Genomic DNA, 22590 nt, shown 5'->3' with positions numbered 1-22590 from the left:
TGACAGGGTGCAGATCATTGTATCCATTGGCGGAGAGAACCTAGATGTTTCGAATATCTTCCCAGCCGTACACAAGTTCAGAAAGTTTCCTTCCCCCAATCTCGACTTCGACAGCATCTATTTTTTGACCGCCGAGCGCCTCATAAAATTGTCGGGATGCATTTTCTTCCAAGACAAGAACAATCATAGAGCCGATACGCATTCTTTTTAGTTCATCAATGACCGGTTTAAAAAGAGCTCTTCCAATACCCTGTCCTTGATGCTCTTTTAAAATATAAATGGAATATAACTCCCCGTCATACCCGCTGTATTTGCCGCTTCTTTCTGCACCCCCGGATGAAAACCCGACGATTTCCCCGTCGCCGTTTTCTGCGACGTACACACCGCCCTGAGGGATGTTGTTGACCCATAACTGTTCCTGCTTTTCATATGCGAGATTCTGCAAGTATTCGTCCGGAACGATATCGGCATACGTCGTTTTCCAGCTGTCGACATGTACCCGGGCGATTCCTTTAGCATCGGCTGAAACAGCTTTTCTTATTTTCACACGCCTGCTGGACATTTTTTCTCACCGCCTTTTTACTAAACTATATCATCATTAGCGGTTTCGGTTTGGGATCAGAAACATAATAAACGAATGAAAAACATTGGTCAGGGGCAAAAAAAGAACGGCTGTGACAACGTTAAATAACAGGCTGAAATGGGCGATCTGCTGAGCCGGGCTCTCGGACAGGCCTGAAATCAAACCGGTTATGGATGAAAGCGCAGGATAAACGGCCGCCGCCCCGATCAGGTTAAACACAACATGGGCATAAGCCGTTTGCCTGGCGGCAGTGCCGCCTTTAACAGAAGCCATGACGGCCGTGATGCATGTCCCGATGTTAGAGCCGAGCACAACGCTCATCGCCTCGGTCAGTCCGATAACCCCCTGATCCATGAAGCTCATCAGGATGCCGATACAGGCGGAGCTCGAATGGATGATGGCGGTGAGCACCGTCCCGATCATAAAAGCATGGATTGTGGAATGTTCGACAAGATGTACGATATATGCGCCCGATTCGAGGCGCGACAACGGCACGGCAAGGCGGCTGAATCCGTTGATGCAGAAAAAAATCACGCCTAAACCGATCATGCTCATCCCCGCATTTTGAAAAGGGGATTTTCTTGTGATCAAAAGGAGCGCTCCCAGAGCAAAAAGAAAAACAACCAAAAATTCCAGCTTCACAGCTAAAAATTCCGTCGTGAATGTAGAGCCGATGTTCGTCCCTAAAATGAGCGGAATCGAACGTTTAAACGAGAGGGCGCCCACGCTGACAAATCCGATGACAATCACCATGAACGCGGAGCTGCTTTGCAAGATCCCCGTAAATACGATGCTGACGAGAAAAGCTTTTAGAGGGTGATCCGTAAAAAAAAGCAGCCGTTTTTCAATTTCTTCAAATGCCAGCGAAATCAGACCCCGTCTCAGCATGCTCATGCCGGCGAGAAAAAGAACGATCAAAAACACAAACAAGATAAACATCATCATCAGATTTTCGCATTAGCCTCCTTTGTAAATGTATACAGACAAGCCGCCTGAATGATGACTAACAATAAAACAATCTCGTTTGGTTGACCTTACCGAAGGCTTATATTATAATGTCAAAGTACATGTTTCAATGTATGTCTTTTTACAAGCAGTCGATTGGTGTATTCGGAGGGAGGGAAAGAGAATGTCAAAAACGGTCGTTAGAAAAAACGAATCGCTTGAAGATGCTCTTCGTCGCTTCAAACGCAGTGTATCAAAGACAGGTACTTTGCAAGAAGCAAGAAAGCGTGAATTTTATGAAAAACCTAGCGTAAGACGCAAGAAAAAGTCTGAAGCTGCCAGAAAGCGCAAATACTAAAAGAGGGTGGATTTATGAGTCTTCTTGAGCGTCTGAATCAAGATATGAAGCTCTATATGAAAAACCGTGAGAAAGACAAACTGACTGTCGTTCGAATGGTGAAGGCTTCGCTTCAAAACGAAGCAATCAAGCTTAAGAAAGACAGGCTGACCGAAGATGAAGAACTGACTGTTCTTTCTCGTGAATTAAAACAGCGTAAAGACTCCCTCCATGAATTTTCAAACGCTAATCGTTCAGATTTAGTAGATAAAGTTCAAAAAGAGTTAGACATTTTGGAAGCTTATATGCCCGAACAGCTCTCAGAAGACGAGCTGCTCGGCATCGTCAATGAAACGATTGCCGAAGTCGGCGCTTCTTCAAAAGCGGACATGGGCAAAGTGATGAGCGCGATCATGCCGAAGGTGAAAGGAAAAGCCGACGGCAGCCTCGTCAATAAGCTTGTCAGCAAACAACTGTCTTAAAAGAAAGCAAAGACACCTCTCATTTTCTGAAAGGTGTCTTTTTTGGTGTTCGATCATAAAATAGAAAAGAAATTGAAACCTTTGATACATTTGTAACGTATGTAAATTATGATCATCAGGGAAGGAGGGATCGAAGTCCTTGCTGCTGAATAAATTGCGAATTTTAGTTGCCCTTGCCTGCTGCTTTGTTTTATCCTTATTAATAGGGGTTCATTTGACCGCAAAAGCATCTGGAGACTCGGTATACGTAATCCCTATCGAAGAAACGGTGGAAAAGGGACTTTCTAAATTTCTTGAGCGGTCCTTTCAAGAAGCCGAAGATATGAATGCTAAGCATATTATACTCGATATCAATACCCCGGGCGGAGCCGTTGATGCTGCTCTTGAAATGGCCGATACGATACATAACTCCGCCATTCCGGTGACCGCTTATGTCAACAGAAGGGCTCTTTCGGCGGGCGCGTACCTTGCCTTAAATGCTGATGATATCTACATGGCGCCCGGCGGAAAAATGGGGGCAGCAGCGATCATCGACACAAACGGAAATGCAGCGGATAAAAAATCCGAATCTTTGTGGCTGGCGGAAATGGAGGATGCGGCGAAAAAAAACGGCCGTGATCCGAAATACGCGCTCGCGATGGCCGATGCAGACGTCGACGCCAAAGAAGCCGGTGCGCCGAAGGGGAAGCTTTTGACTTTGAGTCCTGACAAGGCGCTCGATGTCGGGTACTCGGAAGGAACCGCCCAAAACCTTGATGACCTATTGAAAAAACTGAACCTGGAAGATGCCAAGGTCCAGTACGGTGAGGTCAGCTTCGCCGAAAAGGTGGCGCGGTTTCTCACTCATCCGATTGTTATTCCGATTCTTTTGTCGATTGGAAGTCTCGGACTGATTGTCGAGCTGTATTCTCCGGGCTTTGGAATACCGGGGTTCATGGGTCTTTCGGCGCTCATGCTCTTTTTCTACGGCCATCTTGTGGCAGGGCTTGCCGGAATGGAAACACTTCTTCTTTTTATCGCCGGAATTGTGTTCATTATCTTAGAACTTTTTCTGCCGGGCGGAATAGCAGGGATTATCGGCGTTATCGCCGTCGTCGCCAGCCTCTTTTTAGCCTCTGGAAGCTTTAAGGTCATGGCCGTCTCCATTTTGATCGCAACTGCTGTTTCGATAGCGGCATCCATTTTATTGACGAAAGTGTTGGGAAAGCGTATGAAATTTTTTAAGAAATTCATCTTAACCGATTCAACGAGTACGGAAAGCGGATATGTCTCAAATGTGACCCGCCACGATTTAATCGGAAAAATCGGCGTCACACAAACACCGCTCAGGCCGGCAGGTACGGTCATCATTGACGATGAACGGCTTGACGTCGTATCGGATGGTTCGTTTACCGAAAAAGACAAAAAAGTCAAAGTGATGAAAGTGGAAGGCTCACGGATCGTCGTGAGAGAAATATAAACCTATAATTTGAAGGAGGAACATTATGGATCCGTCAACTTTATTACTTTTAGCATTAATCGCAGCAGGGGTCATCCTACTGGCCGTTTTTTTTACATTCGTTCCTGTAATGCTGTGGATCTCGGCTTTGGCCGCAGGAGTGAAAATCAGCATCTTCACGCTGATCGGAATGAGGCTTCGCCGCGTTATTCCGAGCCGTGTCGTCAATCCGTTGATCAAGGCGCACAAAGCCGGATTGGATGTTTCCAATAATCAGCTTGAAAGCCACTATCTTGCCGGAGGAAATGTTGACAGGGTTGTCAACGCGCTGATTGCGGCCCACCGGGCGAACATCGAATTGACGTTTGCCAGATGTGCGGCGATTGATTTGGCAGGCCGCGACGTTCTTGAAGCGGTTCAGATGAGCGTTAACCCGAAAGTGATCGAAACGCCGTTTATCGCGGGTGTGGCGATGGACGGAATCGAGGTAAAAGCAAAAGCGAGAATTACGGTGCGCGCGAACATCGACCGCCTTGTCGGGGGAGCCGGCGAGGAAACGATCATCGCCCGCGTAGGCGAAGGGATCGTATCGACGATCGGTTCGTCAGATGACCATAAAAAAGTGCTCGAAAATCCGGATATGATTTCCCAAACCGTACTGAGCAAAGGCCTGGACTCGGGTACTGCATTTGAAATCCTTTCGATCGACATTGCTGATGTGGACATCGGCAAAAACATCGGAGCCATTCTTCAGACCGACCAGGCTGAAGCCGATAAAAACATCGCACAGGCAAAAGCGGAAGAGCGCCGTGCGATGGCCGTCGCCCAGGAACAGGAAATGCGCGCCAAAGTCGAAGAGATGCGCGCCAAAGTGGTTGAGGCCGAAGCGGAAGTACCGCTTGCCATGTCTGAAGCCCTCCGCAGCGGCAAGATCGGCGTCATGGATTACCTCAATATGAAGAACATCGATGCGGACACAGAGATGCGCGATTCCTTCGGGAAGCTGACGAAAGACCAGTCTGACGAGGATCATAAATAAACAAAGCCCCGAATGAACAGGAGGGAGCTAATTTGCAGGATATACTGGATATCATTGTAGACAATCCGATCATCATGGCCGTTATCCTCGGAGTCATTTCTCTCATTTTCAACAAGTTGGGAAAAAATGATGACAACGAAGAGGCTAAACGCAAAAAAACGCCTGAACGGCCAAAAACGGAAGCACCGAAGAATGCGGAAAAACGGCAGAAGACAACCGGGAAAGCCGCGGCACAGCCGGCTGCAGCGCAAAAAAGCACCGACATGGTGCGCGAGCTTGAGAGAATCAAAACCGATGTCGAGCGGTCGATGCCCGCCGTTGAACGGGCATTGAAAAAGCAAAGCGGCCGTCCGCCGAAACCCGCACAACACGTGATCGAGCTGAATCAAGACACGGTTGTTCAAGGGATCGTGCTCAGCGAGGTACTGGGTCCTCCCCGTTCCCGAAAGCCTCACCACACAATGAGGCGCCGACCTTAAAATTAAAAGTATTAGAACCCCTTTTTCACTCATACATATGAGATGAAAGGGGGTTCTTTTTTTATGGCGCAAAGAAAAAACCGCATCAGAGCGTGGCTGACGAAAACATTGGAAATCCCCACCGACGTCATGATGGATCTTCCGCGGATTACGATGATCGGAAGACTTCACATATATATCGAGAATCACAGAGGACTCCTGCTTTTCAGCGACCGGGAAGTTCGGCTGATGCTGAAGCAGGGACAGTGCATCATTCAGGGCAAAGACTTCGTCATTAAAACGATTTTGCCTGAGGAGATATTGCTGGAAGGCACGATTGAGCTCGTACGCTATATTGATTCATAAGTCAGGGGGAAGAGGCGTGAAGAATAAATGGCTTTCTTTTTTTTCAGGTAAGATACAGCTTGAAGTCACCGGAATGGGGATCGAGCGTTTATTAAACGAATGTACAAGGCAGGGCATTCCGCTGTTCGATGTGAAAAAAAAGAAAGACTCTGTCTTTCTTTATATTCTGCTTTCTGATGTACATGCCTTTCGGGGGATCATCAGGCGTTTTGACTGCAAATGCCGGTTTACAAGGCGGAAGGGCTTTCCCTTTGTGATTCAGAAATCGAAGCATAACAGCGGGTTTACGCTCGGCATTGCCGCCTTTTTCGTCGTGATGTTCCTCCTCTCCAACATGCTGTGGAAGGTGGACATTTCAGGCGCCAAACCGGAAACCGAGCATCTCATCAGGCAGCAGCTTGATGAAATCGGCGTGAAAAAAGGGCGTTTGCAATTTTTAATGCCGACACGGGAAAAAATCCAGCAGTCTCTCACAAAGGGCGTTGAGAACATTACATGGGTCGGAATCGAACTGAACGGGACAGCCCTCCATATGAAAGTGGTTGAAAAAAATGAACCGGAAAAAGAAAAGTTAAGCGGACCGCACCATATCGTCGCCAAAAAAAGGGCGACCATCGCCAAAATGTTCGTAGAAAAAGGCGAGCCGCTCGTCACGGTCAATGAGCATGTCGACAAGGGGCAAATGCTTGTTTCCGGTTTGATCGGCAGCGAGGAGGAACGGCAAAAAGTCGGGGCAAAGGGGAAAATCTACGGTGAAACGTGGTACAAATCAACGGTGACCGTCCCCCTTGAGACATCATTTGACGTTTTTACGGGTAAAGTAAGGACAAGGCACAAGCTTGCCATCGGGTCAATGTCCATACCGTTTTGGGGCTTTTCGTTTAAAGAAGAAGAGCTTGCCCGCCCGAAAACCGAGGTTCAAAAACATCCGCTTCATTTCCTGACATTCAAGCTTCCCCTGTCATATGAAAAGGAAATGACGCGGGAAACAGAACAGGTCAAACGGGTATATACGAAAAAAGAAGCGGTCCGGGAAGGGATCGAAATGGGCAAAAAAGACGTCCGGAAAAAAATCGGCGAAGATGGAGACGTAATCGGTGAAAAAGTTTTGCACGAAACGAGTGAGAATGGTAAAGTTAAATTGATCATCCTTTACCAGGTTATTGAAGACATTGTTCAAACAACACCAATTGTTCAGGAGACTAAAGAATGACAGAACACTTACTTGCGATTAATCAGCAATTGGAAAGTCCGAATGAAGCTCAGGCGCTGTTTGGAAATCAGGATTCGCATCTGAAGATCATGGAGGAAGAGCTGAACATTTCGATTGTGACGCGGGGTGAAACGGTGTATGTTACAGGTGATGAAGAAACCTTTCACATCGTGGACAGTCTGCTCGCTTCGCTCTTGAATCTGATCCGCAAAGGAATTGAAATATCCGAACGGGATGTCTCATATGCGATCAAGATGGCGAAAAAGCACAAGCTTGAGTTTTTTGAAAACATGTATGAAGAAGAAATTACGAAAAATGCCAAAGGTAAGCCGATCAGGGCCAAAACGATCGGCCAAAGGGAATATATCGCCGCCATGAAGCGGCATGATCTCATCTTTGGCATCGGGCCTGCCGGAACGGGCAAAACCTACCTGGCCGTCGTAAAAGCAGTCCATGAATTGAAAAACGGACACATCCAAAAAATCATTCTGACTAGGCCGGCTGTTGAAGCAGGAGAGAGCCTCGGCTTTTTGCCGGGCGACTTGAAAGAAAAAGTCGATCCTTATTTAAGACCCTTGTATGACGCCCTTCACGATGTACTCGGCACGGATCATACGGCAAGGCTCCTTGAAAGGGGAACCATTGAAGTTGCGCCGCTCGCCTACATGAGGGGAAGGACGCTTGATGACGCTTTTGTTATTTTGGACGAAGCGCAAAACACGACGCCTGCACAAATGAAAATGTTTTTGACGAGATTGGGTTTTGGCTCTAAAATGGTCATTACAGGCGACATCACGCAAATCGACTTGCCGAAGGGAGTCACATCGGGTCTTGCCGTCGCAAAAAGCATGCTTTATGATATCGACGGGATTTCCTTCGTTGAGCTGGATCAGACAGATGTGGTCAGACATCCGCTGGTCGCCAAAATTATTGAAGCATACGAAAAGACAAAATAATCGAAATGGCCCGATCGCCCGCTATCGGGTCATTTTTTAGTTCCCTGCCGGAAAAGAGGTGCTTTTTTTGAAGAAGAAAAAAAGGAACGAAAAAGACCGGCTCATCCGCGTAAAAAACGGACGATCCCTTCCCGTCTTGCTCTATGCGGCAATTTCTGCGCTCATGTTTGTGTTGCTCTTTTTCCATGTCAGGCCCCAATCGCTTGATTTGGATCTATTTTCGATAAGCGACAATACGATTTACGCCCCGGCTACGGTAGAAGACCAAAAAGCAACAGCCGTCAAAAAACAAGAAGCCAGGGAAGAAGTTCACGATCAATACACCTTGAAAAAGGAGTATTCCGACAACAGGGTAGATCTCGTTTCATCGATATTTGACACCATCAAGGAAGTAAAAAAGGAGAGCGCCGAAAAGGAGAAAAAAGACAAAGGTGCACCGTCTGAAGAAGAACAGATTAAATCTGCCGAAGACAAACTGACCTCCGATGTAACGGATTTTTTGTCAAGGGATTCGGTTAAAAGCCTTTTGAAGGCAAGCGACGGTGAGCTTTCGATGACCCGGGATTCCGTCATCACCGCTGTCAACGATGTGATGAGCGAAGAAATTTCGGCCGGGAAGCTTGACGAAGCCAAGGAAAAAGTCACGAAAGAACTGAAGGGCAACTCGGTTCCTTCGAAATTGAGAAGTGCCGCCAATGAAATCGGCCGCTTCGCGATTATCCCCAATTATGTCTATGACCCTGAGAAAACGGAGCAGAAGCGTCAGGAGGCGGCGGACAGCATCCAGCCGGTTCAGATTAAACAGGGACAGATCCTCGTCGAGGAAAATCAGCTGATCGACAGGGAAGTGTACCGGAAGCTCCAATTAACCGGATTGTTAAGCGGGGCCAACGTATACAAACCGATCGGCGGACTGCTGCTTTTGATCGGGCTGTTTATCGCCGCTCTCAGTTACTATTTTGAAAAACAGCACGGCAGCCGGCAGCCGAAAAATAAATCGCTGCTGCTGTTTACATTGATTACGGCGGTCGTTTTGATCGTCATGGAGGTCATCAGCCTCTTTCAGGAGCTTGAGTTCAGCCATATCGGATACCTGGTTCCGGTCGCGATGGGCGTCATGCTGATCAAGCTTTTAATTAACGAACGGCTGGCGATTCTTGCAAGCATGATCCTTTCGATCTGCGGAAGCATTATGTTTAACCAGGGCGTCACAGGGACATTCAATTACGGAATCGGAACCTACTTTTTGATTAGTGCGATCGCGGGTATACTGTTTTTAGGAAAGCATCATGCTAGATCGAAGATCCTTCAGGCGGGGCTGTTTGTATCATTTGTGAACATTGTCGTCATGTTTGCCCTGCAATTGATCCAAAATACGGCGCAATCCGGCTGGGAAGTAGGCACGTATCTCGTGATGGGATTGGTTTCCGGTATCGGGTCTTCCGTTCTTGTTCTCGGCTTTATGCCGTTTTTCGAAAGCGGCTTCGGCATATTATCGACGATGAAGCTCATCGAGCTTTCAAACCCGAACCACCCGCTGCTCCGCAAAATTTTGACAGAAACGCCTGGAACGTATCATCACAGCGTCATGGTCGCCAATCTGTCAGAGGCAGCCTGTGAAGCGGTCGGGGCAAACGGCCTCTTGGCAAGGGTCGGGGCTTACTATCATGACATCGGAAAGACGAAGCGGCCCCAATATTTTATAGAAAATCAAATGAATATCGACAATCCGCATGACAAGCTGTCTCCGCAGCTGAGCAAAAACATCATTATTGCGCATGCGACAGACGGAGCGGAGATGCTGAAAAAACACAAGATGCCGAAGGAATTGGTCGATATTGCAGAGCAGCATCACGGCACGTCCCTGCTGAAATTTTTCTACTATAAGGCGAAAGAAAAAGGGGATCAGACCACAGAGGAAGAATTCCGCTATCCGGGCCCAAAACCGCAATCGAGGGAAGCGGCGATCATTTCGGTGGCCGACAGCGTGGAAGCCGCCGTGCGGTCGATGCACAATCCGAACCCTGAGCGGATCGAAAAGCTCGTGCGCGGCATCATTTCGGATAAGCTGCAGGACGGGCAGTTCGATGAATGCGATCTGACTCTTAAAGAACTTAACACGATAGCGAAGACGCTTTGTGAAACGTTAAAAGGCATTTTCCATTCCCGGATCGAATATCCGGAGGCTAATCCAAAACAGAAGGTGAAACACTCATGAGTTTAATTCTCGATATCTCAGACGAAACCGGCCGTCTCACAGAGGGACAGCTTGAGGAAATTGAAAAGCTTCTTCAATTTGCGGCGAAAGAAGAAGGCGTCGCCGATCAGGCAGAAGTATCCGTAACGATCGTGACAAACGAGGAAATACAGAAGATCAATAAAGAATACCGCGGAAAAGATTACCCGACCGACGTCATCTCGTTCGCCCTTGAAGAAGACGGAGAGGGAGAGGTCGAGATTATCGGAGCCGAAATGCCGCCAGTCCTCGGCGATATTATCATCAGTATCGATAAAGCAGAGGAGCAGGCCGGGGAATACGGCCATTCGCTGATGAGGGAGCTCGGATTCTTAAGCGTACACGGCTTTCTTCATTTGCTCGGATATGACCATATGACAGATGAAGAAGAAAAAGAGATGTTCACGAAACAGAAGGAACTCTTGAACAAATATGGGCTCACAAGATCCTCTTAAACCGAACGAATGGATCCGGCTGAAAAAAAGCTTTTCACACGCCTTCGCCGGAATTATCAAGACGTTCATGTCCGAGCGCAATTTTAAAATACACACGGGAGCCGCAGTCATCGTGATCGTCTGCGGCTTCGTCTTCAGGCTGTCCGTATTGGAATGGGCCGTTATGTTCATCCTTATCGGCGGAATGCTCGCTTTGGAGCTTATGAACACCGCCGTTGAGCATGTTGTCGATTTGATCACGAAGAAGAGCCATCCGCTGGCGAAAGCCGCAAAAGATGCGGCGGCAGGGGCGGTTTGCGTCTTTGCTGCTGTTTCGTGTATCATTGGATTACTCATCTTTTTGTCAAAGCTGTTTTAACAATCGCTTTTTCCGCCTGACGAAAGAGATTCTTACAAAAAATTTACATTTTTGATTTTGGGCGTGAAAAAGGAGCCATTTTTATGTAAAATAAAAGTGTTAGCGGTACCATAACCGCTATGGGAAGGAATTCATACATTGACTAAACAAGAGCTGATTAGAGAGGCACTAAATGCAAGGGAATTGGCATACGTTCCGTATTCAAAGTTCAAAGTCGGCGCTGCCCTCCTGACAGAGGACGGCAAGGTGTATAAAGGCTGCAATATCGAAAATGCCGCGTACAGCCTGTGCAATTGTGCCGAGCGGACGGCATTGTTCAAGGCTTATTCTGAAGGGGACAAAGCCTTCAAAATGCTTGCGGTTGCAGCAGACACGCCGCGCCCGGTATCGCCGTGCGGAGCGTGCAGGCAGGTTATAGCCGAACTGTGCTCAAAAAACATGCCCGTCATTTTGACCAATCTTAAAGGCCAAGTTGAAGAAACGACTGTTCAAGAATTACTGCCAGGAGCATTTTCATCGGAGGATTTACATGACAAAGGAAAGCTTTAAATCAGGATTCGTGTCCATAATCGGACGCCCAAATGTAGGGAAATCTACTTTTTTGAATCGCGTGATCGGCCAAAAAATTGCGATCATGAGCGATAAGCCGCAGACGACGAGAAACAAAGTGCAAGGGGTCTTGACGACTGACACCTCGCAAACCATTTTTATCGATACGCCGGGCATTCACAAGCCAAAGCACAAACTGGGCGACTTCATGATGAAGGTTGCACAGAATACCTTGAAAGAAGTCGACATGATTTTGTTCATGATTAATGCGGCGGAAGGCTACGGCAAAGGCGACGAATTTATCATCGAACGCCTGAAAGGGTTAACGACTCCGGTGTTTTTGGTCGTCAATAAAATCGATCAGATTCATCCGGATGACCTGCTTCTGCTCATTGATGAATACAGGGCCAGATACCCGTTTAAAGAGATCATTCCGATTTCCGCCCTTGAGGGAAATAATATTGATACTCTTCTAAAGCAAATCGAACATTATTTGCCGGAAGGTCCGCAGTTTTACCCGAGTGACCAGGTGACGGATCATCCAGAGCGTTTTATCATTTCTGAGCTGATTCGGGAAAAAGTGCTGCATCTGACAAGGGAAGAGATCCCTCACAGCATTGCGGTAACGATCGATTCCATTAAAGAAAGGGAAAAAGGTTCTGTATACGTGAGCGCGACGATCGTCGTTGAACGCGATTCGCAAAAAGGAATTGTCATCGGGAAAAGGGGCAGCCTGCTGAAGGAAGTCGGCAAACGGGCAAGGGCCGACATCGAAGCTTTGCTCGGCTCCTCGGTTTATTTGGAGCTTTGGGTCAAAGTCCAGAAGGATTGGCGTAACAAGATGTCTCAGCTTCGTGATTTTGGATTTAAGGAAGACGAGTATTAAAGGACCGAACTTGACCGGGGTATAGTCGTTACAAAATCTCTCGAAATCAAAGCGATATTAGTAAAAATTGTTTAACATGAAATGGAGGATGCGAGGTCAAGATAAGCTTAAGAATTTGGATGTTGAAAAAGCTAGTTATAAACAGAAAGGTGGGGCTTTTTATGCTGAATTTTACTTGGAATGTATTTTCACAAACAGGAAACGTTGATACGTACCTCCTTTTTAAAGAACTGGAAAAGGAGAACCTGGAAAGACCCGATGTACTTGAAGAAGAGCTAGCGCAACCTGACTTTCCAATTTTGTAATCTTGATTGTATCCCTCCAAATTTTTTGGATGGTGCTCATATGCTGACGAAATGTGAAGGTATCGTCCTTCGTACCAACGATTACGGTGAAACCAATAAAATATTGACAATCATGACAAGGGAACATGGGAAAATCGGCGTGCTGGCCAGGGGGGCTAAAAAGCCGAACAGCCGCTTGTCCGCCATTTCCCAGCCCTTTCTTTATGCTTCGTTTTTGTTTCGGAAATCATCTGGGCTCGGTACGCTTGAGCAGGGCGAGATGCTCGAAAGCATGCGGAATATCCGGGAGGACCTTTTCTTAACGGCGCATGCCGCTTATATCGCCGAATTGATGGACAAAGGAACAGATGAAAAGAAACCGAACCCGTTTTTATTCGAACTGCTTCTTCAGTCGATGAGGAGGCTGAATGAAGGCACGGATCCGGACATCATCACCAACCTGATCGAAGTCAAAATGCTCGGCGTGATGGGCCTTTATCCGGAGCTTGATGAATGTGTCCACTGCAAAAGCAAAGACGGCACATTCCATTTCTCAATCCGTGACAACGGCTTCATCTGCCATCGCTGTTTCGCGAAAGACCCTTACAGGATCCCGCTGTCACCCGCTTCCGCCAGGCTCTTGAGGCTGCTTTTTTATTTTGATTTGTCAAGGCTCGGGAATGTATCGGTCAAACGGGAAACGAAGGAAGAGCTGAAGAGGGTTATCCAGCTTTACTATGACGAGTACTCGGGGATTTTTCTCAAATCGCGCCGCTTTATAGAGCAGATGGACAATATGAAAAAAATGCTCGGCAACGAAAACAAAAGTTGACAACCTCTTCATCTTTTTATAAGATCATGTCATATAGAGTACGGGCTGTGTGCCCAAATCAGTTTCAATAATGACGCTGCGTTGACGGAAAGAAGTAGTTGCGCCCCCTCATGAGAGCGACTCCGGGACGGTGAAAGCCGGGGATGAGAGCGTAATGAAAGGCATTCCTTGAGCAGCTTTTAAAAAAGAGGCTTGCAGGCGATCAGGCTTGCAGCAAATAGGGTGGAACCGCGGGAGAACTCTCGTCCCTATGTTTGTCAAAAAACAAGCATAGGGACGGGAGTTTTTTTCTGCCCAGTTTTCCCTATGCCGCTTGGTGAATTTGAAAAACACGTTTGTGGAGGTGCTTCATTTGAATATTCAAGAAATGATTTTGACGCTGCAAAAGCATTGGTCTAACGAAGGCTGTGTTCTTCTGCAGTCGTATGATGTGGAAAAAGGCGCGGGGACGATGAGCCCTTATACATTTTTACGGAGCCTCGGACCGGAACCGTGGAAGGTTGCGTACGTAGAACCGTCAAGACGTCCTGCTGACGGCAGATACGGCGAGAACCCAAACAGGCTGTATCAGCACCATCAGTTCCAGGTCATCATCAAACCGTCGCCGGACAACATTCAGGAGCTGTATCTGGATTCCTTAAAGGCGCTCGGGATTGATCCGCTGGAACATGACATCAGATTTGTCGAGGACAACTGGGAAAACCCGTCGCTCGGATGTGCAGGTCTTGGCTGGGAAGTATGGCTGGATGGCATGGAAATCACCCAGTTCACCTATTTTCAGCAAGTCGGGGGGCTCGAATGCAAACCGGTTTCAGTTGAAATCACATACGGTATTGAACGGCTTGCCTCATATATTCAAGACAAAGAGAACGTATTCGATTTGGAATGGACCAAAGGCTATACGATAAGAGACTTATTCATGATGGCTGAATACGAGCATTCCGTATATACGTTTGAAACGTCTGACGTAGATATGCTGTTTGACTTGTTTGCCACATATGAAAAAGAAGCGAACCGTCAAATGGATCAAGGGCTCGTCCATCCGGCATATGACTATGTCCTGAAATGCTCGCACACCTTCAATTTGCTAGATGCGAAAGGAGCCATTTCCGTAACAGAACGGACCGGGTATATTGCGCGGGTCAGAAACCTTGCCAGAAAAGTGGCGAAAACGTATTACAACGAACGCGAAAAGCTGGGCTTTCCAATGCTGAAGGAGGAAGAGGCATCCCATGAGTAATAAAGATTTGCTGTTAGAAATCGGATTAGAAGAAATGCCGGCGCGGTTCATGCACGACAGCATGACGCAATTGGGTGAAAAAATCGAAAGCTGGCTGAAAGACAAAAACATCGCGCACGGCAATATCCGGCTTTTTAACTCGCCGAGAAGACTTGCAGTCCTTGTGGAAAACACAGCCGAAAAGCAGGATGATATAAAAGAAGAAGCCAAAGGGCCTGCCAAAAAAATCGCCATTGACGAAAACGGCGAATGGACGAAAGCTGCGATCGGCTTTTCAAGAGGGCAAGGCGCAAGTCCGGAAGATTTATACGTGAAAGACGTAAAAGGGACGGAATACGTATTCGTGCAAAAATTCCAAAAGGGACAGGACACCGTCTCGCTGCTGCCTGAGCTGCGCGATTTGGTGACGAGCCTGCACTTCCCGAAAAATATGCGCTGGGGAAACGAAGAGCTAAAATACATCCGGCCGATTAAATGGATTGTCGCTTTATTCGGCAGCGAGGTCGTTCCTTTTTCGGTCGCACATGTCGAAAGCGGCCGAATCTCGGAGGGGCACCGTTTCCTCGGAGAAGCGGTCGAGCTGAACGCGCCGAAAGAATACGAGGAGAAGCTGGAAAGCCAATTCGTCATCGCCGATCCAAAAAAGCGCAAGCAGCTCATTACAGAGCAGCTTGACAAATTGGCTGCCGAAAAATCGTGGAACATTCCAAGAGACGAAGATTTACTCGATGAAGTCAACCATCTCGTTGAATATCCGACTGTTTTGTTCGGCTCGTTTGAAGAGGATTTTCTGGCGATTCCTGAAGAGGTTCTCGTCACAACGATGAGAGAGCATCAGCGCTATTTCCCTGTCAAAGATGAAACAGGTGCACTGCTTCCGTTCTTTGTAACGGTGCGGAACGGAAACGACCGGGCGCTGGAAAACGTTGCAAAGGGAAACGAAAAGGTGTTAAGGGCGCGCCTTTCAGATGCCGCTTTCTTCTACAAGGAAGACCAAAAATTAGACATTGAGGAAAATGTGAAAAAACTTGAGAAGATCGTCTTCCATGAAGAGCTTGGCTCACTTGGAGACAAGGTGAGACGGTCTGCGGCAATAGCCGGGCGGATCGCACAGGAAATCGGCGCTGACGATGAAACAGCGAAGCTGATCGACCGTGCGGCGCACATTTCCAAATTTGATTTGGTTACGCAGATGGTCTATGAATTCCCTGAACTTCAAGGAATCATGGGCGAAAAATACGCGCGGATGCTCGGCGAAAACGAAGAAGTCGCGCGCGCCGTTAACGAGCATTACATGCCGAGACAGGCCGGCGGCGAGACACCTTCAACTCTTGTCGGCGCCGTCGTTGCATTAGCCGACAAGCTTGACACCGTCGCTTCGTTCTTCAAAATCGGCGTGATTCCGACAGGCTCCCAGGACCCGTACGGCTTGAGAAGGCAGGCGAGCGGAATCGTCCAGATCCTGATTGACCGGAACTGGGGAATTTCGTTTGAAAAGCTGATTTCCTTTACAGAATTGAAAGAAAACAGCGAGCTGCTCGATTTCTTCAAACAGCGGCTTAAATATGTGCTGACCGGGGAAAACATCCGATACGACGTGACAGACGCCGTCCTTGAAAGCACAGAGCTTGAACCGTATTCAGCCCTTAAAAAAGCCGCCGTACTCGAAGCGCAGGCCGCAAAACCGGAATTCAAAGAAACGGCTGAGGCGCTGGCAAGGGTCATTTCGATCAGCAAAAAAAGCGAAGCTGCTGCCATTGACGCATCGCTGTTCGAAAATCCGCAAGAATCCGAGCTGTTTCAGGCATATGAAGAAACGAAACGGAAAATCGCGGACCTTTACGAAGCAAAAGATTATGAAGGAGCCTTTGACGAGCTTTCCAAGCTGAAAGCGCCGATCGAAGCTTACTTCGACCATACGATGGTTCACGCCGACGATGAAAGATTAAAAGAAAACCGCTTAGCGCAAATGGCAAATTTGGCGAAACTGATCCGGAGTTTTGCAAACATCAATGACATCATTGTAAAATAAACGGACAGATGACGGTTGCCGCATATGCGGGCAGCCGTCTTTTTGCCAAAATTTTTTCGTATTTGTCAAAATAATACTGCCTTTTTCATAGAGTTCAAATGTAATTGCTGTTATTTTTGCGCCTTTATGCGTTATAATATGTTATCGACTGTTTATACATATTGAACGAATCGTGAGCTTCAGCTTAAAGGTGGTGAGTACGATCGAACTAAATAAACGTCAGGAGCATATTTTGCAGATTGTCAAGGAGAACGGCCCGATAACCGGGGAGCATATAGCCGAAAAGCTGAATTTGACAAGGGCTACCCTCAGGCCGGATTTGGCGATATTAACGATGTCCGGTTTTTTAGAAGCGCGGCCGAGGGTCGGTTATTTTTATACGGGCAAGACAGGCACCCAGCTTTTGGCTGATAAGCTGAAAAAGCTGCAGGTGAAAGACTTTCAGTCGATTCCGGTGGTGATTCACGAAAATGTTTCCGTCTATGATGCGATCTGTACGATGTTCTTAGAAGACGTAGGAACGCTTTTTGTTGTTGATGATAACGCCATCTTAGTCGGTGTACTTTCACGCAAAGATTTGCTCAGGGCAAGCATCGGCAAACAGGAGCTCCCTTCTATACCCGTCCATATCATTATGACAAGAATGCCTAACATTACGATATGCAGGCGCGAAGATTTCATTTTGGACGTCGCCAAAACGCTCATTGAAAAACAAATTGACGCATTGCCCGTTGTAAAAGATACGGAAAAGGGCTTTGAAGTAGTGGGAAGAATCACGAAGACAAACATGACAAAAATCCTTGTCGGCTTATCTGAAAATGAAATCATGTAGAGTGAAAAACCAATGGGGGGATATCATGAATAATCGGACGATTTATGTTGTATCCGACTCTGTCGGCGAGACCGCCGAGCTGGTTGTTAAGGCGGCGGTCAGTCAATTCAACGGTTCATCTGAGCATACCAATATCAGGCGGATTCCATATGTGGAAGACCGCGGAACGATTAAGGAAGTCATTTCGCTGGCAGAAGCCGACGGCGGCATCATCTGCTTTACGCTCGTTGTGCCGGAAATCCGCGAATTCTTGATTGCTGAAGCTGAAAAAAGAAACGTAGTCTACTACGATATCATCGGCCCGCTGATCGAGAAAATGGAGTCCGTATACGGCTTTAGCGCCAAATATGAACCGGGGCGCGTCCGCCAGCTTGATGAAGATTACTTCAAAAAGGTGGAAGCGATCGAATTTGCCGTGAAGTACGACGACGGCAGGGACCCGCGGGGGATATTAAAAGCGGATATCGTCTTAATCGGCGTATCGAGGACGTCTAAAACCCCATTATCACAATATTTGGCTCACAAGCGCCTGAAGGTGGCAAACGTGCCGATCGTTCCGGAAGTCGATCCTCCGGAAGAGCTCTTTACCGTCGATCCGGCGAAATGCATCGGCTTGAAAATCAGCCCTGATAAGCTGAACCATATCCGGAAAGAGCGCCTAAAATCCCTGGGCCTCAATGACAAAGCGATATATGCCAATATCAACCGCATTAAGGAAGAACTCGAATTCTTTGAAAAAGTCGTGAACCGCATCGGCTGCAACGTCGTGGACGTATCGAATAAAGCGGTAGAAGAAACGGCTAACATTATCCATAACATGATGACAAAAAGGGTCTAAACATAAAAACTCAGGACACCCCATCCTGGGTTTTTGCTTTGGGCGTTTTGGGAAAAGTGAAAATGATAGCATCTTTGACCCATTTGTATTATAATAAAAAATTGTGATAAAATGATTAATTTTAGGTTTAAGCTTAGTACAGAACGAATAAACTATTATGGGTATCGTGTCAAGAATTTCAAGAAAAAAACTTTCGACAAATTCTTTATAGATCGATTATTTTGAAACCTGTGTGATTTTGCCCGTATTTATAGCAGGAGTTTGATGGAGGGATGGAGAATTAGTCTTCTTGAAAACAAAAGGACGATTTTTGTCGATGCAGACGCATGCCCGGTAAAAGACGAGGTGCTGAAAGTGGCATCCGATTACGAAGTGGATGTTGTGTTCGTGGCTTCATTCGAACATTATCAAGTCACAAGGGAAGAAGGAGAGAATTGGAAGTACGTCGATCCGCACAAAGAAGCGGCGGATCTGTACATTGCCAATCATGTTCGCGCAGGTGATTTGGTCATTACACAGGATATCGGGCTCGCATCACTCTTGCTTGGCAAAAAGGTCTTTGTGCTGTCAGAGAGAGGATTTCGTTTCGAGGAGAAGTCCATCGATCTCGCGCTTTGCCGCCGTCACATTTCTCAAAAACTGAGAAGGAGCGGACGCTACACAAAAGGCCCGAAAAAGCTTGTCAAAGAAGACAGGGAGCGATTTGTCAGAGAGCTGCAAAAAATCTTGTCGAAAATTGAAGGATTTACGTACTAAGCAGCGAATTATGTACGACGGAGTGTTGGAACATGGGCAATCGTATACCGGATGAAATCGTAGAACAAGTTCAAAAATCGGCTGATATCGTTGAAGTGATTGGAGAGTACGTCCAGTTAAGAAAACAGGGGCGTAATTATTTTGGGCTCTGTCCATTTCACGGCGAGAATACGCCATCTTTTTCCGTTTCAGGAGAAAAACAGATCTTCCACTGTTTTGGATGCGGAGCGGGAGGAAATGTCTTTTCATTTTTAAGACAAATCGAAGGTTATTCATTTAGTGAAGCAGTGACTCATTTGGCGGACAAATATCATATTGATATGCCTGAGCATGTAACAGCCGTTTCCTCATACAGCGCGGGCAATTCAGATGAACAGAAGATGGCGGAAGCTCATGAGCTGTTAAAGAAATTTTATCATCATTTGCTGGTCAATACAAAAGAAGGCCAAAAAGCGCTCGATTATTTGCTCGAGAGAGGCATGACGATGGAAGAGATCGAGCGGTTTGAAATCGGATGCGCTCTTGATTCATGGGATTTCATAACGAAATTTTTGGAGCGAAGAGGCTTTGAAGCCGGCTTGATGGAAAAAGCAGGCCTGATCATCAGGCGTGAAAACGGAGACGGCTATTTTGACCGCTTCCGGAATCGGATTATGTTCCCGATTCATGATCACCACGGAACAACGGTCGCATTTTCGGGACGGACGTTCACCGGAGAGCATCCGAAATATATGAACAGTCCCGAAACCCCGATTTTCCGCAAAAGCAAGCTGCTGTACCATTTTCACCAGGCGCGGCTTCACATTCGGAAAGAAGAAAGGGCCGTCCTTTTTGAAGGCTTTGCCGATGTCATATCAGCCGTCGGTTCAGGCGTGAAAGAAGCGATTGCGACGATGGGAACAGCCCTTACGGAAGAGCATGCAAAGGTCATCAGGCGTAATGTCGGAGAGGTCATCCTTTGCTATGATTCGGATCAGGCCGGATACGAGGCCACGCTGAAAGCGGCCGACATGCTTCAAAAGCGGGGCTGTACCGTCAAGGTTGCGATGATTCCCGACGGCCTGGATCCCGATGACTACATCAAAAAATTCGGCGGCGAAAAATTCAAACAGGATGTAATAGGGTCCAGCGTCACGATCATGACGTTTAAAATGCACTATTTCCGCAAGGGAAAAAATCTGTCTGATGAAGGTGACCGTTTAGCCTACATCAACGATGTATTAAAGGAAGTCAGCCAGCTCAGCGGGCCTCTTGAGCAGGAGATCTATATCAAGCAGCTGGCAAATGAGTTTGCGCTCTCACTCGATTCGCTGAAAGAGCAGCTTTCCGTTTTTGAAAAAGAGTCCGCCGGCAGAAAAAGGGACGGCGGCCGTAACGAATTGCAGGAACGCCGCACTTCAGTCCCGCGGCCTCCGCGAAAAAAAACGGGGCTTCGACCGGCTCATGAAAACGCCGAGCGAATGCTGATCGCCCACATGATTCGCGACCGGGACGTCATCCGAAAGGTTTTGGACCGCGTCGGTTTTGAGTTTAACCTTGATCAGCACAGGGCGATAGCGGCTTATTTGTATGCCATGTATGAAGAAGGAGCCGACATTTCCATCCAGCAGCTCTTTAAAAGAATTGATGATCAGGAGCTGGGCCAGCTTCTTACGGATATTTTAATGCTTCAGATAAACGAGGAGCTCAGCGAAACGGAATTATCTGATTACGTAAAAAAAGTGTTGAATTACCGAAATTGGTCAATGATAAAAGAAAAAGAAGTTGCAAGGACGGAAGCCGAAAGGCAAAAGGATTTTATTAAAGCGGCGACTTTAGCTCAGGAAATTATTAAGTTAAACCGTTCGCTAAAATAAATCGTTATATAATAGGAGAGCATTTGGCAATGAATCCTTACGGAGGAGCAAATGCTTGTCCTAATCACATATTTTGTCAATTTATGATTTGCTTTCCCGTTAAGCTCTAGACAGATATAAGGCTTAAAAGCGTGAAATAGGAACAAATAAAGCGGGACGCTTTTAGAATTCGTCTGTAAGTTTTGGAAGGAGGGATCCATGAATGGCTGATAAACAAGCACACGAGACCGAAACTGAATTCACGTTTGAACAGGTAAGGGACCAATTAACAGAGGCCGGAAAAAAACGCGGTGTGCTCACATATGAAGAAATTGCAGAGCGCATGTCCAGTTTCGATATCGAATCAGACCAAATGGATGAGTATTATGAATTTTTAGGAGAGCAGGGCGTTGAATTAATTAGCGAAAACGAAGAAAATGAGGATCCTAATATTCAACAGCTGGCTAAAGCTGAAGAAGAGTTTGATCTGAATGATTTAAGCGTGCCCCCGGGCGTTAAGATAAACGACCCTGTCCGGATGTACTTAAAAGAGATCGGACGGGTTAATCTCCTGTCTGCAAAAGAAGAAATCGAATATGCCAAAAAGATTGAAGAAGGCGACGAAGATTCCAAGCGGCGCCTTGCCGAAGCAAACTTGCGGCTTGTTGTCAGCATCGCAAAACGGTACGTCGGCCGCGGCATGCTTTTCTTAGACCTGATCCAGGAAGGAAACATGGGTCTGATGAAGGCTGTTGAAAAGTTTGACTACCGCAAAGGATACAAATTCAGCACATACGCTACTTGGTGGATCAGACAGGCGATTACAAGAGCAATAGCCGACCAGGCGAGAACGATCAGGATTCCTGTTCATATGGTGGAAACCATCAACAAACTGATCCGCGTTCAAAGGCAGCTCCTTCAGGATCTCGGCCGGGAGCCAACTCCTGAAGAAATTGCAGAAGATATGGACTTGACACCTGAAAAAGTCCGCGAAATTCTTAAGATTGCCCAGGAGCCGGTTTCCCTTGAAACTCCGATAGGAGAAGAGGATGATTCACACCTCGGCGATTTCATCGAAGACCAGGAAGCGACTTCTCCGTCAGATCATGCGGCATATGAACTGTTGAAAGAACAGCTTGAAGACGTGCTTGATACGCTGACAGACCGCGAAGAAAACGTATTGCGCCTTCGTTTCGGTCTTGATGACGGACGGACTAGAACGTTAGAAGAAGTTGGTAAGGTATTTGGGGTAACAAGAGAACGAATTCGTCAAATAGAAGCCAAAGCACTTCGTAAATTGAGACATCCAAGCAGAAGCAAACGTCTGAAAGATTTTCTCGAGTAAGATGAACGGGTCCGCCGGATCCGTTCTTTTTTGGCTTTTAAAGTTATGAAAGCGCTATTATTGGTAAACTCGATTATATTTTACTTAATTTTTTTCGATTTTGCAAATCGTCAAAAATTGTTTTTCAGCCATTATAACCTTGAGGTTCTAGGAAAAGCCCTTTATAATTGTTGTTGAAACCGCATTCAAAATTTGATTTTCAACTTATGAAATAAAACATCCGGTCTTCATCGATCATTTGTCTAAAATGTGAACTTCATTGGCTTTTGTTTCAAAACCGGTTTACTTTTTGTAA

Annotated in this window: 24 protein-coding genes; 22 read left to right on the top strand and 2 right to left on the bottom strand. The window is 46.8% G+C overall.

From position 1 onward, the window contains the following. Window positions 1-40: 40 nt before the first annotated feature. Both V7126_RS12070 and V7126_RS12065 read right to left on the bottom strand, forming a co-directional pair. Entirely contained in the window at window positions 41-562 is a 522-nt protein-coding gene (locus V7126_RS12070) for a GNAT family N-acetyltransferase (RefSeq protein ID WP_175076999.1), read from the bottom strand. A gap of 36 nt (window positions 563-598) precedes the next feature. Continuing rightward, window positions 599-1528: a Na/Pi symporter gene (locus tag V7126_RS12065; protein WP_175077000.1), complete on the bottom strand. Its 930-nt coding sequence runs from the start codon at window positions 1526-1528 to the stop codon at window positions 599-601. Window positions 1529-1712: 184 nt separating this feature from the next. Between V7126_RS12065 and rpsU the strand changes: the two genes are divergently transcribed. The 22 genes from rpsU (at window position 1713) to rpoD (ending at window position 22295) form a co-directional block, all read left to right on the top strand. Further along, window positions 1713-1886 (top strand): 30S ribosomal protein S21, encoded by a 174-nt coding sequence (gene rpsU, locus V7126_RS12060; RefSeq protein ID WP_003183654.1) that lies wholly within the window; start codon window positions 1713-1715, stop codon window positions 1884-1886. Between the two features lie 14 nt (window positions 1887-1900). Beyond that, complete coding sequence (locus tag V7126_RS12055; RefSeq protein WP_046130039.1) at window positions 1901-2347, top strand: GatB/YqeY domain-containing protein; 447 nt, start codon at window positions 1901-1903, stop codon at window positions 2345-2347. Window positions 2348-2486: 139 nt separating this feature from the next. After that, a complete protein-coding gene (locus V7126_RS12050; RefSeq protein WP_175077001.1) occupies window positions 2487-3806 on the top strand; it encodes an NfeD family protein in 1320 nt (439 codons plus the stop codon). 25 nt (window positions 3807-3831) lie between these two features. Further along, the gene (gene floA, locus V7126_RS12045) at window positions 3832-4824 is read left to right on the top strand and encodes a flotillin-like protein FloA (RefSeq protein ID WP_046130037.1); all 993 of its coding nucleotides are present in this window, start codon (window positions 3832-3834) and stop codon (window positions 4822-4824) included. A 41-nt stretch (window positions 4825-4865) separates the two neighbouring features. Further along, entirely contained in the window at window positions 4866-5303 is a 438-nt protein-coding gene (locus V7126_RS12040) for a hypothetical protein (protein ID WP_438823803.1), read from the top strand. Between the two features lie 63 nt (window positions 5304-5366). Next, a complete protein-coding gene (gene yqfC, locus V7126_RS12035; RefSeq protein ID WP_335497616.1) occupies window positions 5367-5648 on the top strand; it encodes a sporulation protein YqfC in 282 nt (93 codons plus the stop codon). A gap of 16 nt (window positions 5649-5664) precedes the next feature. Further along, a complete protein-coding gene (gene yqfD / locus V7126_RS12030; RefSeq protein WP_335497615.1) occupies window positions 5665-6861 on the top strand; it encodes a sporulation protein YqfD in 1197 nt (398 codons plus the stop codon). Beyond that, a complete protein-coding gene (locus tag V7126_RS12025) occupies window positions 6858-7817 on the top strand; it encodes a PhoH family protein (RefSeq protein ID WP_046130034.1) in 960 nt (319 codons plus the stop codon). The genes yqfD and V7126_RS12025 overlap by 4 nt, the downstream gene beginning before the upstream one ends. A 163-nt stretch (window positions 7818-7980) precedes the next feature. Further along, entirely contained in the window at window positions 7981-10035 is a 2055-nt protein-coding gene (locus V7126_RS12020) for an HD family phosphohydrolase (protein ID WP_231947502.1), read from the top strand. After that, complete coding sequence (gene ybeY, locus V7126_RS12015) at window positions 10032-10508, top strand: rRNA maturation RNase YbeY (RefSeq protein WP_048355483.1); 477 nt, start codon at window positions 10032-10034, stop codon at window positions 10506-10508. The genes V7126_RS12020 and ybeY overlap by 4 nt, the downstream gene beginning before the upstream one ends. Next, window positions 10486-10866 (top strand): diacylglycerol kinase family protein, encoded by a 381-nt coding sequence (locus tag V7126_RS12010; protein ID WP_048355484.1) that lies wholly within the window; start codon window positions 10486-10488, stop codon window positions 10864-10866. Before ybeY ends, V7126_RS12010 begins: the two co-directional genes overlap by 23 nt. A gap of 138 nt (window positions 10867-11004) precedes the next feature. Then, on the top strand, window positions 11005-11415 hold the full coding sequence (locus V7126_RS12005) for a cytidine deaminase (RefSeq protein WP_335497614.1): 411 nt from the start codon (window positions 11005-11007) through the stop codon (window positions 11413-11415). After that, a complete protein-coding gene (era, locus tag V7126_RS12000; RefSeq protein ID WP_175077005.1) occupies window positions 11396-12301 on the top strand; it encodes a GTPase Era in 906 nt (301 codons plus the stop codon). The genes V7126_RS12005 and era overlap by 20 nt, the downstream gene beginning before the upstream one ends. 161 nt (window positions 12302-12462) lie before the next feature. Beyond that, window positions 12463-12606, top strand: a complete 144-nt coding sequence (locus V7126_RS11995; RefSeq protein ID WP_065894752.1) for a YqzL family protein — start codon at window positions 12463-12465, stop codon at window positions 12604-12606. Between the two features lie 40 nt (window positions 12607-12646). Next, a complete protein-coding gene (gene recO / locus V7126_RS11990; protein WP_335497613.1) occupies window positions 12647-13417 on the top strand; it encodes a DNA repair protein RecO in 771 nt (256 codons plus the stop codon). 352 nt (window positions 13418-13769) lie between these two features. Then, window positions 13770-14657, top strand: a complete 888-nt coding sequence (gene glyQ, locus V7126_RS11985; RefSeq protein WP_006637598.1) for a glycine--tRNA ligase subunit alpha — start codon at window positions 13770-13772, stop codon at window positions 14655-14657. Continuing rightward, window positions 14650-16689 carry a glycine--tRNA ligase subunit beta gene (glyS, locus tag V7126_RS11980; protein WP_046130026.1) on the top strand — a complete coding sequence of 680 codons (2040 nt, stop codon included), beginning with the start codon at window positions 14650-14652 and terminating at the stop codon, window positions 16687-16689. Before glyQ ends, glyS begins: the two co-directional genes overlap by 8 nt. 193 nt (window positions 16690-16882) lie before the next feature. Continuing rightward, complete coding sequence (locus V7126_RS11975; RefSeq protein WP_046130046.1) at window positions 16883-17521, top strand: helix-turn-helix transcriptional regulator; 639 nt, start codon at window positions 16883-16885, stop codon at window positions 17519-17521. Window positions 17522-17546: 25 nt separating this feature from the next. Then, a complete protein-coding gene (locus tag V7126_RS11970; RefSeq protein WP_046130025.1) occupies window positions 17547-18359 on the top strand; it encodes a pyruvate, water dikinase regulatory protein in 813 nt (270 codons plus the stop codon). Window positions 18360-18623: 264 nt separating this feature from the next. After that, a complete protein-coding gene (locus V7126_RS11965) occupies window positions 18624-19115 on the top strand; it encodes a YaiI/YqxD family protein (protein WP_046130024.1) in 492 nt (163 codons plus the stop codon). Between the two features lie 32 nt (window positions 19116-19147). Then, window positions 19148-20971 carry a DNA primase gene (dnaG, locus tag V7126_RS11960; RefSeq protein ID WP_175077009.1) on the top strand — a complete coding sequence of 608 codons (1824 nt, stop codon included), beginning with the start codon at window positions 19148-19150 and terminating at the stop codon, window positions 20969-20971. A 202-nt stretch (window positions 20972-21173) separates the two neighbouring features. Then, window positions 21174-22295 (top strand): RNA polymerase sigma factor RpoD, encoded by a 1122-nt coding sequence (rpoD, locus tag V7126_RS11955; RefSeq protein ID WP_046130022.1) that lies wholly within the window; start codon window positions 21174-21176, stop codon window positions 22293-22295. Window positions 22296-22590: the final 295 nt, after the last annotated feature.

Origin of the sequence: Bacillus sp. JJ675, from assembly GCF_036963165.1 — a bacterium.
In the GTDB taxonomy this organism is placed as follows: domain Bacteria; phylum Bacillota; class Bacilli; order Bacillales; family Bacillaceae; genus Bacillus; species Bacillus glycinifermentans.
Note: the sequence above shows the minus strand (reverse complement) of the source record. Positions and strands in the feature narration are given on the sequence as shown.

Excerpts from the sequence above, each read along its gene's own strand:
- floA (WP_046130037.1), top strand. The coding sequence starts at position 3,832 with ATGGATCCGTCAACTTTATTACTTTTAGCATTAATCGCAGCAGGGGTC.
- glyS (WP_046130026.1), top strand. The coding sequence starts at position 14,650 with ATGAGTAATAAAGATTTGCTGTTAGAAATCGGATTAGAAGAAATGCCG.
- V7126_RS12020 (WP_231947502.1), top strand. The coding sequence starts at position 7,981 with ATGTTTGTGTTGCTCTTTTTCCATGTCAGGCCCCAATCGCTTGATTTG.
- V7126_RS11970 (WP_046130025.1), top strand. The coding sequence starts at position 17,547 with ATGAATAATCGGACGATTTATGTTGTATCCGACTCTGTCGGCGAGACC.
- V7126_RS11965 (WP_046130024.1), top strand. The coding sequence starts at position 18,624 with ATGGAGGGATGGAGAATTAGTCTTCTTGAAAACAAAAGGACGATTTTT.
- dnaG (WP_175077009.1), top strand. The coding sequence starts at position 19,148 with ATGGGCAATCGTATACCGGATGAAATCGTAGAACAAGTTCAAAAATCG.
- era (WP_175077005.1), top strand. The coding sequence starts at position 11,396 with ATGACAAAGGAAAGCTTTAAATCAGGATTCGTGTCCATAATCGGACGC.
- V7126_RS12055 (WP_046130039.1), top strand. The coding sequence starts at position 1,901 with ATGAGTCTTCTTGAGCGTCTGAATCAAGATATGAAGCTCTATATGAAA.
- recO (WP_335497613.1), top strand. The coding sequence starts at position 12,647 with ATGCTGACGAAATGTGAAGGTATCGTCCTTCGTACCAACGATTACGGT.
- V7126_RS12065 (WP_175077000.1), bottom strand. The coding sequence starts at position 1,528 with ATGATGATGTTTATCTTGTTTGTGTTTTTGATCGTTCTTTTTCTCGCC.
- rpsU (WP_003183654.1), top strand. The coding sequence starts at position 1,713 with ATGTCAAAAACGGTCGTTAGAAAAAACGAATCGCTTGAAGATGCTCTT.
- V7126_RS12070 (WP_175076999.1), bottom strand. The coding sequence starts at position 562 with ATGTCCAGCAGGCGTGTGAAAATAAGAAAAGCTGTTTCAGCCGATGCT.
- ybeY (WP_048355483.1), top strand. The coding sequence starts at position 10,032 with ATGAGTTTAATTCTCGATATCTCAGACGAAACCGGCCGTCTCACAGAG.
- yqfC (WP_335497616.1), top strand. The coding sequence starts at position 5,367 with ATGGCGCAAAGAAAAAACCGCATCAGAGCGTGGCTGACGAAAACATTG.
- V7126_RS11995 (WP_065894752.1), top strand. The coding sequence starts at position 12,463 with ATGCTGAATTTTACTTGGAATGTATTTTCACAAACAGGAAACGTTGAT.
- V7126_RS12025 (WP_046130034.1), top strand. The coding sequence starts at position 6,858 with ATGACAGAACACTTACTTGCGATTAATCAGCAATTGGAAAGTCCGAAT.
- rpoD (WP_046130022.1), top strand. The coding sequence starts at position 21,174 with ATGGCTGATAAACAAGCACACGAGACCGAAACTGAATTCACGTTTGAA.
- V7126_RS12010 (WP_048355484.1), top strand. The coding sequence starts at position 10,486 with ATGGGCTCACAAGATCCTCTTAAACCGAACGAATGGATCCGGCTGAAA.